The sequence below is a fragment of the Cupriavidus sp. 01L46 genome (assembly GCF_056399905.1).
In genome coordinates, this window is sequence record NZ_JBFTSF010000176.1 from 1 (window position 1) to 13,522 (window position 13,522).

At 60.6% G+C, this 13,522-nt stretch carries 16 protein-coding genes and 1 pseudogene; 15 read left to right on the forward strand and 2 right to left on the reverse strand.

The genetic code is table 11. The features are described from left to right. A partial coding sequence (locus AC1DS3_RS25420; protein ID WP_477128201.1) for a cryptochrome/photolyase family protein occupies positions 1-1,480 on the reverse strand: 1,480 nt, incomplete at its 3' end. Positions 1,481-1,663: 183 nt separating this feature from the next. Between AC1DS3_RS25420 and AC1DS3_RS25425 the strand changes: the two genes are divergently transcribed. The 7 genes from AC1DS3_RS25425 (at position 1,664) to AC1DS3_RS25455 (ending at position 7,363) form a co-directional block, all read left to right on the forward strand. Then, complete coding sequence (locus AC1DS3_RS25425; protein ID WP_441633478.1) at positions 1,664-2,371, forward strand: pseudouridine synthase; 708 nt, start codon at positions 1,664-1,666, stop codon at positions 2,369-2,371. 137 nt (positions 2,372-2,508) lie between these two features. Further along, positions 2,509-3,081 (forward strand): YqgE/AlgH family protein, encoded by a 573-nt coding sequence (locus tag AC1DS3_RS25430; RefSeq protein ID WP_043348720.1) that lies wholly within the window; start codon positions 2,509-2,511, stop codon positions 3,079-3,081. Further along, a complete protein-coding gene (ruvX, locus tag AC1DS3_RS25435; RefSeq protein WP_441633340.1) occupies positions 3,074-3,511 on the forward strand; it encodes a Holliday junction resolvase RuvX in 438 nt (145 codons plus the stop codon). Before AC1DS3_RS25430 ends, ruvX begins: the two co-directional genes overlap by 8 nt. Beyond that, on the forward strand, positions 3,508-4,035 hold the full coding sequence (pyrR, locus tag AC1DS3_RS25440; protein WP_174422641.1) for a bifunctional pyr operon transcriptional regulator/uracil phosphoribosyltransferase PyrR: 528 nt from the start codon (positions 3,508-3,510) through the stop codon (positions 4,033-4,035). The genes ruvX and pyrR overlap by 4 nt, the downstream gene beginning before the upstream one ends. Before the next feature lie 105 nt (positions 4,036-4,140). Then, the gene (locus tag AC1DS3_RS25445; protein WP_477128202.1) at positions 4,141-5,112 is read left to right on the forward strand and encodes an aspartate carbamoyltransferase catalytic subunit; all 972 of its coding nucleotides are present in this window, start codon (positions 4,141-4,143) and stop codon (positions 5,110-5,112) included. 63 nt (positions 5,113-5,175) lie between these two features. Continuing rightward, complete coding sequence (locus tag AC1DS3_RS25450) at positions 5,176-6,450, forward strand: dihydroorotase (protein WP_441633343.1); 1,275 nt, start codon at positions 5,176-5,178, stop codon at positions 6,448-6,450. Between the two features lie 64 nt (positions 6,451-6,514). Beyond that, positions 6,515-7,363, forward strand: a complete 849-nt coding sequence (locus AC1DS3_RS25455; RefSeq protein WP_441633345.1) for a lysophospholipid acyltransferase family protein — start codon at positions 6,515-6,517, stop codon at positions 7,361-7,363. A gap of 23 nt (positions 7,364-7,386) precedes the next feature. Here the strand turns inward: AC1DS3_RS25455 and AC1DS3_RS25460 are convergent, their stop codons facing one another. Then, on the reverse strand, positions 7,387-8,217 hold the full coding sequence (locus AC1DS3_RS25460) for a symmetrical bis(5'-nucleosyl)-tetraphosphatase (protein WP_477128203.1): 831 nt from the start codon (positions 8,215-8,217) through the stop codon (positions 7,387-7,389). Positions 8,218-8,368: 151 nt separating this feature from the next. On the opposite strand from AC1DS3_RS25460, the gene AC1DS3_RS25465 reads away from it, so the two are divergent. The 8 genes and pseudogenes from AC1DS3_RS25465 to AC1DS3_RS25500 all read left to right on the forward strand — a co-directional run. Next, a complete protein-coding gene (locus AC1DS3_RS25465) occupies positions 8,369-8,650 on the forward strand; it encodes a sugar nucleotide-binding protein (protein WP_441633349.1) in 282 nt (93 codons plus the stop codon). Positions 8,651-8,830: 180 nt separating this feature from the next. Further along, positions 8,831-8,953 (forward strand): annotated as a pseudogene (locus AC1DS3_RS25470) (dTDP-4-dehydrorhamnose 3,5-epimerase family protein); the annotation flags it as partial. 227 nt (positions 8,954-9,180) lie between these two features. Continuing rightward, positions 9,181-9,903 (forward strand): WbqC family protein, encoded by a 723-nt coding sequence (locus AC1DS3_RS25475; RefSeq protein WP_441633351.1) that lies wholly within the window; start codon positions 9,181-9,183, stop codon positions 9,901-9,903. Further along, positions 9,900-10,844, forward strand: coding sequence for a glycosyltransferase family 2 protein (locus AC1DS3_RS25480; protein WP_441633353.1), 945 nt, complete (start codon positions 9,900-9,902; stop codon positions 10,842-10,844). Before AC1DS3_RS25475 ends, AC1DS3_RS25480 begins: the two co-directional genes overlap by 4 nt. After that, positions 10,841-11,668 (forward strand): phytanoyl-CoA dioxygenase family protein, encoded by an 828-nt coding sequence (locus AC1DS3_RS25485; protein ID WP_441633355.1) that lies wholly within the window; start codon positions 10,841-10,843, stop codon positions 11,666-11,668. Before AC1DS3_RS25480 ends, AC1DS3_RS25485 begins: the two co-directional genes overlap by 4 nt. Before the next feature lie 85 nt (positions 11,669-11,753). Then, a complete protein-coding gene (locus tag AC1DS3_RS25490; RefSeq protein WP_441633357.1) occupies positions 11,754-12,539 on the forward strand; it encodes a methyltransferase domain-containing protein in 786 nt (261 codons plus the stop codon). Next, positions 12,536-13,168 carry a class I SAM-dependent methyltransferase gene (locus AC1DS3_RS25495; protein ID WP_441633359.1) on the forward strand — a complete coding sequence of 211 codons (633 nt, stop codon included), beginning with the start codon at positions 12,536-12,538 and terminating at the stop codon, positions 13,166-13,168. Before AC1DS3_RS25490 ends, AC1DS3_RS25495 begins: the two co-directional genes overlap by 4 nt. A 2-nt stretch (positions 13,169-13,170) precedes the next feature. Further along, positions 13,171-13,522, forward strand: a 352-nt coding sequence (locus AC1DS3_RS25500; protein ID WP_477128204.1) for an LbetaH domain-containing protein, incomplete at its 3' end; no start/stop codon positions are given.

Below are 13,522 nucleotides of genomic sequence, written 5' to 3' on the forward strand. Positions count from 1 at the left end.
CCTTGCGTGCCACGTCGTGTTGCACGATCGGCCGCGGATAGTTTTCCCCTAGCTTGACCCCGGCTGCGAACAACACGTCTTCCGAGGCTGTCCACGGTGCATGTATGTACTTGTCCGGCAGGCGCGCCAGTTGCGGCAGGTACTTCCTGATAAATCGTCCCTGCGGGTCGAATTTCTCAGACTGCGTGGTCGGGTTGAAGATGCGGAAGTAGGGCTGGGCATCGCAGCCGGTGGAGGCGGCCCACTGCCAGCCGCCGTTGTTGGCGGAGAAGTCGAAGTCGTTGAGCTGGTCGGCGAAGTACTGCTCGCCGCGCCGCCAGTCCACGCCGAGGTCCTTCACCAGGAAGCTCGCTACCACCATGCGCAGCCGGTTATGCATGTAGCCGCTTTGCCGGATCTGCAGCATGGCGGCGTCCACCAGCGGGTAGCCGGTCCTGGCGTCGCACCAGGCCTGGAAGTAGCGCTCGCCGGTGTTGCCATCGATCCAGCGGATGGCATCGTAGGCGGGATGGAAGGCGCACCCAACTGCGACGCGGGGGTGGTGGTGCAGGATCATGAAGTAGAAATCGCGCCAGATCAGCTCGGACAGCCAGGTAGCGGCGCCAGCGCTCTCGGCGCCGCCGCGCAGCGTGGCGGCGTGGGCGGTGCGGGCGAGCGTGCGGATCGACAGGGTGCCAAAGCGCAGGTGCACCGACAGGTAGCTCGGGCCGCGCAGGGCGGGGAAATCGCGCCGGCGCGTGTAGTCGCCTATGCGCTCGCAGAACTCGTCGAACAGCGCGTGGGCGCCGGCGCTGCCGGTGGGCATGGTGATCTCGGCCAGGTTGGAGGGGGCGAAGCCCAGTGCCTCCAGCGTGGGCAGCGGCCGTACGTAAGCCTTCGGCGGGACGGCCAGCGACTTCAGATAAGGCTCGACCGGGTAGGGCTTGAGGTCGAACGCAAGCAAGGCCTTGAGCCAGGCGTTCTTGTAGGGCGTGAAGACCGAGAAGGGTTTGCCCTGGCCGGTCAGGATCTCGTCGCGCTCAAAGATCACCTGGTCCTTGAAGCTGAAGCAGGCGCAGGACTGGCCCGCCAGCGCTTGCCTGACCTCGGCATCGCGGGCCAGCGAGGCGGGCTCGTAGTCGTGGTTGGCGAACACGGCGGTGACGCCAAGCTCGGCGGCCAGCTCGGGAATGGCTGTGCGCGCGTGGCCGTGCAGCACGATCAGGCCGCCGCCGGCCGCGCGCAGCGCTTCGTCCAGCGGGGCCAGCGAGGCCAGGATGAACGCCACCCGGCGGTCGGCCGCCAGGCCGCGCGCCAGCAGCGGATCCAGGATCTCGCGGTCGAAAACGAAGACGCACCATACCTGGCGGCAGTGCTTGAGGGCATAATGCAGCGCCGCGTGATCGTCGGCGCGCAGGTCGCGCCGGAACCACACCAGGCCGCGCTCGAACTGCCGGTCGATCCGATAGGGTAGGCGGGCGTCGGAGGGGGATGGGGGCAAGATCGGGCGTTCCGGAAGTTGGGCTGGCGAAGCCTGTTACCCTACCATAGCGTCAGGCATGCGCCGCGCGCGCGGGCTGGCCCGGCATGCCGGCCGGCGTTGTCCGCAGCGCCGAACAGGCCGGCCCGTATTTCAGTAATCCAGCAATCCAGTCATTCAGATATCAAGAAGCAAGCCATGGCCATGACACTCGACCGCATCCTCCAATCCCAAGGCTTCGGCACCCGCCGCTATTGCGGCGACCTGATCGGGGCCGGCCTGGTGGAGGTCGACGGTACCCTGTGCGAGGATCCGGGCGCCAAGTTCGAGGTCGACGGCCTGCGCCTGACTGTGGACGGCGAGGATTGGATCGGCCACACCAAGGCCTACATCCTGCTGAACAAGCCAGTGGGCTACGAATGCTCGCAGCGCCCGCGCCACCATCCCAGCGTGTACAACCTGCTGCCGGTGCCGCTGCGCCAGCGCGAAGTGCAGGCGGTCGGGCGGCTGGACCAGGACACCACCGGCCTGCTGCTGCTCTCGGACGATGGCCAGTTCATCCACGCCCAGACCTCGCCCAAGAAGAAGGTGCCCAAGGTCTACGAAGTGACGACCGCCGAGCCGGTCACCCAAGAGCAGGTCGATGCGCTGGTGGCGGGCGTGCAACTCGAGGACGAGCCGGCCCCGATCGCGGCGGCCGCCTGCGAGGCTACCGGCGAGCGCAGCCTGCGCCTTAGCCTGACCGAGGGCAAGTACCACCAGGTCAAGCGCATGGTGGCCGCGGCTGGCAACCATGTGGAAGCCCTGCACCGCAGCGCCATCGGCGGGCTGGTGCTGGAGCCGACCCTGGCGCTGGGAGACTGGCGCTGGCTGACGCCGGAAGACCTGGCCGCGCTGACGCGCAAGGAATAGGCGGGCGGCGGCAAGCAAGCATTGACGCTGGCACAGAGGCCAGCAAGCAAGCGCACCGGGCAAGCGTCGGAATGTTGCGTTGCGGCATTCCGCGAATCTTTTCCGGACGGATGGCAACGATTTGATAAAATGCAGGAATGGCGACGCTGGAAGCCCCAATCAATCTCACCAATCAGTTCCTGATTGCCATGCCCGGCATGGCAGACCCGACTTTTTCGGGTTCCGTCGTCTACTTGTGCGAGCACAACGACCGCGGCGCGCTGGGCCTGGTGATCAATCGGCCTATCGATATCGATATGGCCACCCTGTTCGACAAGATCGACCTCAAGCTGGAGATCCAGCCGGTGGCGCAGCAGCCGGTCTATTTCGGCGGACCGGTGCAGACCGAGCGCGGTTTCGTGCTGCATGATCCGGTCGGCATCTATGTCTCGTCGCTGGCCGTGCCCGGCGGACTCGAGATGACCACCTCCAAGGATGTGCTGGAGGCCGTGGCCAACGGCAGCGGCCCGCAACGCTTCCTGCTCACGCTCGGCTATGCCGGTTGGGGTGCGGGCCAGCTGGAGGAAGAACTCAGCCGCAATGGCTGGCTGACCGTCCAGGCCGACCCCGAAATCATCTTCAGCGTGCCCCCCGAGGAACGCTTCGCCGCCGCCATACGCCTGTTGGGCATCGACTTCACCATGCTCTCGGGCGAGGCTGGGCATGCCTGACGACGGGGCGACGCCAGCGCCGCGCCAGTTGCCCACCGACGGCACCGTCCTGGCCTTCGATTACGGCGAAAAGAAGATCGGCGTTGCGCTTGGCAACTTCGTCACGCGCGAGGCGCGTGCGCTCGTCATCATCCCCAATATCACCGTGGAAGGCCGCTTCGAGGCGGTGACCGCACTGATCAATGAGTGGGCGCCGGTGCAGCTGGTGGTGGGCATGCCCACCAATCCGGACGGCAGCCAGCAGCCATCGATGCGGCTCGCACGCCGCTTCGGCAACCAGTTGAACGGCCGCTTCGGCCTGCCGGTGGCCTGGGTGGACGAAAGCTACACGTCGATCGCCGCCGAGATGGCCGGCGCCCGCAAGGGCGCGCTCGACGCCGAGGCCGCCAGCATCATCCTGCAACAGTACTTCGACCAGCATCCGCTATGACCCAGACTTCCTCTCTCGACGCCGAGGCGCTCTACCGTACGCTGCGTGACCAGGTGCAGGCCGCGCTGCCTGAGGCCGAACGCGCGCAATGGTCGGTCGCCGGCATCTATTCCGGCGGCGCCTGGATTGCCGAGCGGCTCGCCGCGGACCTGCAGCTGGCGGCCCATGGGGTCATCAACGTTGCCTTCCACCGCGACGACTATGCCAAGAAGGGCCTGCACAGCCAGGCCCAGCCGACCACGCTGCCCTTTGACGTGCAAGACCGCAAGATCCTGCTGATCGATGACGTGCTGGCCACCGGGCGCACCATCCGTGCTGCCGTCAACGAGCTGTTCGACTATGGCCGCCCGGCCCGCGTGGCGCTGGCCGTGCTGGTCGATCGCGGCGGCCGCGAACTGCCGGCGGCTGCGGACTTTGCTGCCACGCACGTCGCGTTGCCGCCCGGGACCACGCTGGTGCTGTCGCATGAGGGCACCGGCTCCGACATGCGCTTTGCCTTCGCCGACGAGGCCACCGGCAACTAAGCCTGCCCAGCCCACCGGCCGGCGCGCCCGCAACGGCACGCCGGCAAGCCAGACCCAGACCTGCCCAGACCAGCCACCGCCACCGCCCGGCCCTTTCTACCTGCCATGATCAAGACGTTCCGCAACCCGCAACTGACCAAGAACGGCGAGCTCAAGCACCTGCTTTCGATCGAGGGCTTGTCGCGCGAGATGGTCGCGCACATCCTCGACACTGCCAGCCAGTTCGTCTCGCTGTCTGACTCCGACCGCGAAGTGAAGAAGGTGCCGCTKCTGCGCGGCAAAAGCGTGTTCAACCTGTTCTTCGAGAACTCCACGCGTACCCGCACCACCTTCGAGATTGCCGCCAAGCGGCTGTCGGCGGACGTGCTCAACCTGAACATCAACGCCTCGTCCACGAGCAAGGGCGAGTCGCTGCTCGACACCATCAACAACCTGTCGGCGATGTCGGCCGACATGTTCGTGGTGCGCCATGCCAGCTCCGGCGCGCCGTACCTCATCGCCGAGCACGTGGCGCCCCATGTCCATGTCATCAACGCGGGCGACGGCCGCCACGCGCACCCCACGCAGGGGCTGCTCGACATGTACACGATCCGCCACTACAAGAAGGATTTCACCAATCTCACGGTCGCCATCGTGGGTGACATCCTGCACTCGCGCGTGGCGCGCTCGGACATCCACGCGCTGACCACGCTGGGCGTGCCCGAAGTGCGCGCCATCGGCCCGCGCACGCTGCTGCCCTCGGGGCTGGAGCAGATGGGCGTGCGCGTCTTCCACAATATGGAAGAGGGGATGAAGGGCGTGGACGTGGTGATCATGCTGCGCCTGCAGAACGAGCGCATGAGCGGCGCGCTGCTGCCCTCGGCGCAGGAATACTTCAAGGCCTATGGCCTCACACCCGAGCGTCTGGCGCTGGCCAAGCCCGATGCCATCGTGATGCATCCGGGCCCGATGAACCGTGGCGTGGAGATCGACTCCGCCGTGRCCGACGGGCCGCAGTCCGTGATCCTCAACCAGGTGACCTTCGGCATTGCGGTACGCATGGCCGTGATGGGCATCGTGGCCGGAAACCACGACTGACAGCGTGATAGCGGACGATAGCGTCCAAGCCAGAACAACCGAATACAAGCCAAGCGACACGATATGAAGATCCACATCAAGGGCGGCCGCCTGATCGACCCGGCCGCGAACGTCGATGCGCAGCAAGACCTCTACATTGCCGCCGGCAAGATCGTCGGCGTGGGCAGCGCGCCGGCGGACTTCCATGCCAACAAGACCATCGACGCGGCCGGGCTGATCGTCTGCCCCGGCCTGGTCGACCTGTCCGCGCGGCTGCGCGAGCCGGGCTATGAATACAAGGCCACGCTCGAATCCGAAGTGGCGGCGGCCACCGCCGGCGGCGTGACCAGCCTGGTCTGCCCGCCCGACACTGATCCCGTGCTCGACGAGCCGGGCCTGGTCGAGATGCTCAAGTACCGCGCCCGCACCCTTAACCAGACGCACGTCTATCCGCTGGGCGCGCTGACGCTGGGCCTCAACGGTGAAACGCTGACCGAGATGTCGCAACTGACCGAGGCCGGCTGCATCGGTTTCTCGCAGGCCGAGGCGCCGATCCGCAATACCCAGGTGCTGCTGCGCGCGCTGCAGTATGCGAAGACCTTCGGCTTCACGGTCTGGCTGCGCCCGGAGGATCCCTACCTCGGTGGCGGCGTGGCCGCCAGCGGCGCCGTGGCATCTCGCCTGGGGCTGTCCGGAATGTCGGTGATCGCCGAGACGGTGCGCCTGCACACCATTTTCGAGCTGATGCGCAGCACCGGCGCGCGCGTGCACCTGTGCCGGCTGTCCTCCGCCGCCGGCATCGAGCTGGTACGCCAGGCCAAGCGCGAAGGCCTCGCGGTCACCTGCGACGTCAATATCCACCACGTGTCGTTGACCGATATGGACATCGGCTACTTCAACTCGCAGATGCGCTTCTCGCCGCCGCTGCGCAGCGCGCGCGATCGCGACGCCATCGTGGCGGGTCTGGCCGATGGCACCATCGATGCCCTGTGCTCGGACCACACCCCCGTGGACGACGACGAAAAGCTGCTGCCCTTCGCCGAAGCCTCGCCAGGCGCCACCGGGCTGGAACTGCTGCTGCCGCTGACACTGCGCTGGGCCGAGGAGCACAAGGTGCCGCTGGGCAAGGCGCTCGCCCGCATCACGGCCGAGCCGGCCCGCGTGCTCGGCCTGGCTGCCGGCACACTGGCCGCAGGCAGCGCCGCCGATATCTGCATCTTCCATCCTGAGCAGGAATGGAAGGTCGAGCGGCGCGCGCTCAAGAGCCAGGGCAAGAATTCGCCGTGGCTCGGCTACGAGATGCGTGGGCGCGTGCGCACCACGCTGGTCGGCGGCCACGTCGTCTACGAACTGCACTGAGCGCCATGCCGGGCCGAGGGAAGTCGGACAAGATGGCGCAAGCGAGTTCGTCAGTGGGGCAGGCATGATCTGGCTGCGCAAGATCGCTCTGATCCTCCATCTGCTGCGCGGCCTCCTGACCTGCGCGGTGCTGTTCCCCTGGCTCGGCGTAGAGTCGCGGCAATCGCACATCCGGCGCTGGTCGCGCCGGTTGCTGCGGATCTGCGGGGTGACGGTCGAGGTGCTGGGACTGGGGCCCGGGGAGCAGCCCCCGCATGGGGCTATGGTGGTGTCCAACCACATCTCCTGGCTGGACATCTACGTCATCAATTGCTGGCAGCCCGTGCGCTTCGTGGCCAAGTCGGAAATTCGCGACTGGCCCGTGATCGGCTGGCTGTGCGGGCAGACCGGCACCATCTTCATCGAACGGGCGCGCAAGCGAGATGCGCATCGGGTACTGCATGCCATCACCGATGTGATGCTGCAGGGCGATTTGGTTTGCGTGTTTCCCGAGGGGACCACCACGGATGGCAGCAGCGTGCTGCCGTTCCATGCCAATCTGATGCAGGCGCCGATCTCGGGCGGGCTGCCGGTGCAGCCTGTTGGGCTGGCTTATCTGGATGCGGCTACAGGGCAGCCAACCACGGCGCCGGCGTATATCGGGGATCTGACCCTACTGCAGACGCTCGATTCCATCCTGCGGGCGCCGCCGATCATCGCCAGGCTTTGCTTCGCCCCGGCCTTGACTGCCGCCAGCGCTAGCCGGCGCGAACTGGCCGAGGCCGCGCGGGAAGTGGTGACCCACCTGAGCCAGGGTGCGCAAGAGCATGCCGCAGAACTGGCGGGGCGCGTCAATGGCGGCGCCGGAAACGAACCTGACGTCAGAGAGGCGGGCGAAGCTGCGGATTCGCCCGCGCCGGCTGCCGCGCCGTAATTTGCCCCTGCGCGGCCGTTGGCTCAAGCGAGTGGATCGCAGTATTGCGGGCAATCCACCTGGATCAGTGAGCGCTGCGCCGGGTCCGGCGCCAGCCGCGCCGCCGTGAGCTTGCCACCCCAGACGCATCCCGTGTCCAGCGCCATGAGGTTGGGGCGCATTACCAGCCCAAGCGTGGACCAGTGTCCGCAAACCACGGTGGTGTCTTCGGTCAGGCGGCCTGGAACGTCGAACCAGGGCAGCATGCCCGCGGGCATGCTGCCGGGCCCATCCTTGGCCTTCAGGTCCATCACGCCGTCCGCGCTGCAAAAGCGCAGGCGGGTGAGGGCGTTGACCACTACGCGGTGGCGCTCGATGCCGCGCAGGGCCGCATCCCAACGGACTGCCGCGTTGCCGAAGATGTTGGCCAGGAAAGCTTGCCAGTTGGGGCCACGCAGTTCTTGCTCCACTTCTGCCGCTAGTTCCATCGTCTGCCCGGCCGTCCATTGCGGTAGTACGCCGGCATGCACGAGCAGGAAGCCGTCCTCATGGATGGCCAGGGGGCGATGTCGCAGCCATGTGATCAATTCGTCGCAATCTGGCGCATCAAGGATGTCGTCGAGTGTGTCGGTGCGGCCGCGCTTGCGCACGCCGGCAGYGACTGCCAGCAGGTGGATGTCGTGGTTGCCGAGGACGGATTCAGCGCGCGCGCCGATTTGTCTCACAAGGCGCAGAGTCTCTGCGGAAGCGGGACYGCGGTTGACTAAGTCGCCAACAAAGCGCAGTTTCGCTGTCGGCGGCAGCTGCTCGAGCAGTTCAAGGAACGACGTGGAGCAGCCCTGCAGATCTCCAATGGCATATTTTTGTAGGGTCATTCGGATCTATTGACTCTGTTGGACTATTGGGGCACGCCGTACTGATGGGCCGCCATGGAATCGGTTCGGATAGAATATCGCCACTCGCGGCAGGCTAGAGATTCTAGCCATTCTCTCGGCGGTGCAGGGTAGGTACTGTCGGAATACTGTCGTGGGCCGCGGGGCGCACGGCTGGAATTTCACAAAGACGATACTTGCCTCGGCGCGCAAGGGTGATCAGTTGCAGGTGGTCATGGACGAATTTGACGCGCCGGCCACTGCCGCGCTTGTCGTGGGTACAACTGCGCTGAATGTTCTGCGCAACTGGCTAAATGACGATTGGGCCAGTATCCCTTCGAGCACATTTCACCTCACCACTGCCGGGCAGAGCTTCCGGCACGGCTATGCATTGCGAAAGGCATGYGTCACGCGCAGGCGTGGGGTGTGGCGTTAAGGATGCGCCTGTAAGGCGCCCGGTCGATGGAGACATGCGACGCGGCACGGTTGGTGCTGCGCTCCTCTAATTCCGACCTCGAGCGGCCAGGCCGCAAGAGACGTGCCAGATTGGACGCAGGGTGTCCGTGTGCTGATGGACCAGATATATTCGTGAGATATTCGGCGTGCCGCTCGCGGCATACGGCTAGGCTCCGTAACGTTTAGAAGGTGGGTAGGAGTGAATTTGACTGCAGAGAACTTGCGCCAGATCTGGGCGCCGCAAGGGTTTGCCCACGGGTTCCCCATATTGGAGCAGAGTGCGGTTGGCGGTTGGTTGGCTTACATGGCAAAGCAGACGTCCGAGGCTGCGCTGACTGTGATTTCGGCGCTCAACCCCCATGGCCCGCGCCCAATTTCACTAGACGTTCTGGCCAGCGTTGCGGCTGATGGGCGGGGGGACTTTAAGATGGTCGGTACTCTTGGGTTCCCCAACGGCCAAATTCAGCAGTTGCACAAGCCCAGTCATAGCGCTGATGCGGCAGTGGCTGCATGCGAGGAACAAAGGAAGGCCGACTCTTGAAGAAAATCGCTATCCTCCAGTCCAACTATATTCCCTGGAAGGGATATTTCGACATGATTGCCGCAGTGGATGAATTTATCCTCTATGACGACATGCAGTACACAAAACGCGACTGGCGCAACCGTAATCAGTTCAAGACACCTCAAAATGTGCAGTGGCTTACCGTGCCGGTCCAGGTTAAAGGAAGGTACGATCAAAAAATCAAGGACACGGAGATTGACGGTGCGGCTTGGGCACTTGCTCATTGGAAAACACTCGAGCAAAACTATCGGCGTGCAAAATGCTTTGACGAAATCAAGAGCTGGCTCGCGCCGCTCTATCTCGATGAGCGTTACACACATCTCTCGCAATTGAATCGCCGGTTTATCGATGCCATTTGTAAATATCTGGGGATCGATACAGTCATTTCAAACTCATGGGACTACGTGCTTAGTGATGGAAAGACTGAGCGGCTGGCGGACCTTTGTGCCCAGGCCGGGGGTACAGAGTATATCTCCGGGCCCTCGGCCAAGGATTACATCGAAGAAAGTGTATTCAGCGAGAAGGGGATCAAAGTATCCTGGTTTGATTACTCTGGTTATCCTGAGTATCCGCAGCTTTGGGGCGAGTTTGTCCATGGGGTCAGCATTCTTGATTTGCTGTTTAATTGCGGTAGTAGCGCATCCCGGTACATGAGGTATGTAAACTCATGAAGCTCTCCATTGTCGCGACCCTCTATCAGTCGGCACCTTATATTGTTGAATTCTATCAACGAGCGAGTGCTGTCGCCAGGCAGCTTGCGGGTGATGACTACGAGATCGTTTTGGTAAATGACGGGTCACCCGACCATAGCCTGGATCTGGCAATAAAACTTGGCGAATCGGATGCGCATCTTGTAGTCGTCGATTTGTCTCGAAATTTCGGCCATCACAAGGCAATGATGACGGGGTTGGCGAACGCCCGAGGCGAAAGAGTCTTCTTGATCGATAGCGATCTTGAGGAGGAGCCGGAATGGGGAATTAGCTTTCAAAAGCAGATGGATGCCGAAGCAAGTGATGTTGTTTTTGGCGTTCAATCCAGGCGAAAGGGCGGATACTTCGAGCAGGCTGCGGGCGATTTGTTCTATCGGCTATTTCGCGTACTTACTGGAATAAGGCAGCCTAACAACATCGTCACCGCGCGACTTATGTCGAGACGCTATGTCGACGCACTACTCCTGCACAGGGAGCGCGAGCTCAATATTGGTGGGCTGTGGATCGTTACGGGGTTTAAACAATGCCAACAGATTGTCCATAAACACTCTACCAGTCCTACGACTTATTCGCTTTCGCGAAAATTTAGTCACCTAGTCAATGCGGTTACATCTTTCAGTAGCCTGCCGCTGGTGTTTACATTCTACACGGGGCTGCTTATCTCAATCTCGGCGCTAGGATATATTGCTTACCTGGCTGTCAGGTATTTCTTTATTGCATCGCCGCCGGATGGGTATACGTCCATTATTGCGTCGATCTGGTTTTTTTCGGGCCTGATAATTTTCTTCATGGGAATCCAGGGGATTTATATTTCCAAGGTCTTCTCCGAGGTTAAGCGGCGGCCATATTCAATAGTGCGGCAGATTTATCGGGGTTCGCAGGAATCCGATTTCCAGAAATGACTACAGCGAAGCATTTTCCTAGCGCATCCTACGGCATACTGCAGCGGACCCAGTGCGAGTCCGACCTTGACGAGATTGCCGAGCAAGTCAGGAATATCGGATATGCGATTTTGCATTCGGGATATTCGGTAGCGGAACTCCAAAATATATCGGAGGAATTTGATCGTACTCGAGAGCGCTACATCGAAACCTATGGGGAGCTAAGGCTCAGAGCGCTTAATGAATATCATGCTATGCGATCGCCGCTCACGCATGGAGGTGAAGTTTTTCTTAGACTTGCGCTAAATGAAAACCTGCTATTCGTGCTGAAGAAGCTGATTCTCGGGAAATTTATTCTCAATCAGCAAAACGGCGTAATCAACCCTCCTCAAGAAACCTACAATCAGGGTGCGTGGCATCGCGATTTGCCTTATCAGCATTTCGTGTCGTCGAGACCACTTGCTATTAATGCACTGTTTTGCCTTGACGACTTTACATGCGAAAATGGGGCCACCATTGTACTGCCGGCGTCACATAAATCTGAGGAGTTTCCTTCTCCAGGTTACGTGCAGAAAAATGCTGTTCAGATCGAGGCAAGGGCGGGGTCATTCATTTTGCTTGACTGTATGCTGTTTCATACGGGCGGATTTAATGGGTCGCAGGCAGTTAGGCGCGCGGTGAATCATGTATATAATATCCCGTATTTCAAGCAACAGATCAGGATTCCAAACAACATGAATGATCTGGATCTTCCGAGTGAGGCGAGGGAAGTGCTGGGCTTCAATTATCTGGAGCCTGATTCCGTTGCCGATTATCTCTCTACGCGAGAAGGCAAGAGATATTAATGTTATCCCAACGATCTACAGAAATGAGGCAACTTGGCCGGGAGATCCAGCTTTTTTCCGGCGCCTCTTGGAGGAGGCGGCTACCATGGTAGTCTTGCCACCGGGTACCCTGCTGCAGCTTATGTACCTGCGGGAGCGCTTACGCCGGCTCCGCCCGGGGCGCTTCATCGAAGTTGGGCCGGGAAGCGGGGAAATTACGCGCCTTCTGCTTGATTATGGATGGTCTGGTCGTTCCTATGACCTTGAAGCGAAAACGATTGCTTCGCTAGGCAATCGCTTTGCCCGCGAAATTGCTGAGGAACGATTTCTACCTGTCAACGCGGATTATCTCTCCTCCGAGATACCTGAAAAGGTCGATTTGGTGATTTCRTGCATGGTCATGGAGCATTTGGAGGACGACAAGCAATCCGCCTTCATGAACAAGTCTTCCGAGTGCCTAAAGCAAGATGGGGTTATGTTTGCCTTGGTACCTGCATCGCCTGAACATTGGGGCATTGAGGATGATATTGCCGGACATTGCCGGCGTTATACCAGGGCCGGGGTACAAGGGCTGGTGAGCGCTAGTGGCTGGAAACTCCTGCACATCGCCGGGTTGACCTTCCCAGTCTCCAACCTGTTACTGCCGGTGTCCAATTTCCTGGTGAGCAGGAGCGAACGACAGAAATTATCTTTGTCAACTCTGGAGCGGACAAAGCAGTCGGGACGGCGATCGGTAAAATACAAGACCTATTTCCCATCGTTGCTGGGGGTGGTGCTGAATTATTATACATTGTTCCCTTTGCATTTTCTCCAAAAGTTGTGCGCCGGCTCCAGACGGGCGTTGGTGCTTTTTTTTGAAGCAAAACCCTGTCCCGGGGAGCGTAATTCATGAGTAGTATTGCTAATGATCCGATCCTGTCGGCTGTTTCTACATACTACTCTGAGAAACTCGCAGAACATGGTGAGGGCCCGCGTGGTGTCGACTGGAACGGCGAGGAAGGCCAGATTCTTCGTTTCAAGCAACTGTGTAAGGTTATTGATGGCTCGTGCCAGTTCACATTGAATGACTTAGGTTGTGGTTACGGTGCACTCTATGATTTTCTGTGCAACGAATACGGAGATTTCTCTTACACGGGTATTGATGTCTCTGAGAACATGATTCTTGCAGCCGAGCAGCGCCAGAAGGGCAGTCAGAATGCGCGTTTCGTTCTCTCTGGGGAGCCGGATCAGGTTGCCGATTATGGTATTGCGAGCGGCATATTTAATGTCCGCCTGGATCAATCGGATGCCAAATGGCATGAATACCTTGAGATGACATTGGATGTGCTCAACCAGAGCAGTCGAGTCGGCTTTGCATTTAACTGCTTAACCTCGTATTCCGACTCAGATAAAACTCGCGATTATCTGTATTATGCAGACCCGTGTCGATTGTTTGATCTGTGTAAGCGCCGCTACTCGCGGAATGTCGCACTTTTTCATGATTACGGATTGTATGAATTCACTATGATTGTGAGAAAATAATCGTGAGAAAGAAACTGGTTATATTTGGTGCCGGTGAGATCGCCCAGCTTGCGTATTTTTATTTCAGTAGGGAGTCGGAATATGAGATTGCCGCCTTTACAGTGGACGCAGCCTATCTGACGGACAAGACGTTCTGTGGCTTGCCAATCGTTGCGTTTCAGGAGGTGGTTGATCGGTACCCGCCAGGAGAGTATGAGCTATTTGTTGCGCTTAGTTATTCCAAGCTCAATGCTGTGCGCAAGGAAAAATACCTTGAGGCTCAGAAATTAGGATACCGTCTGGCAAGCTTTGTCAGCCMGCGCGCATCCGTCCTGAACGATGGGAATATCGGGGAAAACTGCTTCATTCTTGAAG

Coding starts and splice junctions, on each gene's coding strand:
- AC1DS3_RS25425 (WP_441633478.1), top strand. CDS start 1,664: ATGACACTCGACCGCATCCTCCAATCCCAAGGCTTCGGCACCCGCCGC.
- AC1DS3_RS25430 (WP_043348720.1), top strand. CDS start 2,509: ATGGCGACGCTGGAAGCCCCAATCAATCTCACCAATCAGTTCCTGATT.
- ruvX (WP_441633340.1), top strand. CDS start 3,074: ATGCCTGACGACGGGGCGACGCCAGCGCCGCGCCAGTTGCCCACCGAC.
- pyrR (WP_174422641.1), top strand. CDS start 3,508: ATGACCCAGACTTCCTCTCTCGACGCCGAGGCGCTCTACCGTACGCTG.
- AC1DS3_RS25450 (WP_441633343.1), top strand. CDS start 5,176: ATGAAGATCCACATCAAGGGCGGCCGCCTGATCGACCCGGCCGCGAAC.
- AC1DS3_RS25455 (WP_441633345.1), top strand. CDS start 6,515: ATGATCTGGCTGCGCAAGATCGCTCTGATCCTCCATCTGCTGCGCGGC.
- AC1DS3_RS25475 (WP_441633351.1), top strand. CDS start 9,181: ATGCGAGGAACAAAGGAAGGCCGACTCTTGAAGAAAATCGCTATCCTC.
- AC1DS3_RS25480 (WP_441633353.1), top strand. CDS start 9,900: ATGAAGCTCTCCATTGTCGCGACCCTCTATCAGTCGGCACCTTATATT.
- AC1DS3_RS25485 (WP_441633355.1), top strand. CDS start 10,841: ATGACTACAGCGAAGCATTTTCCTAGCGCATCCTACGGCATACTGCAG.
- AC1DS3_RS25495 (WP_441633359.1), top strand. CDS start 12,536: ATGAGTAGTATTGCTAATGATCCGATCCTGTCGGCTGTTTCTACATAC.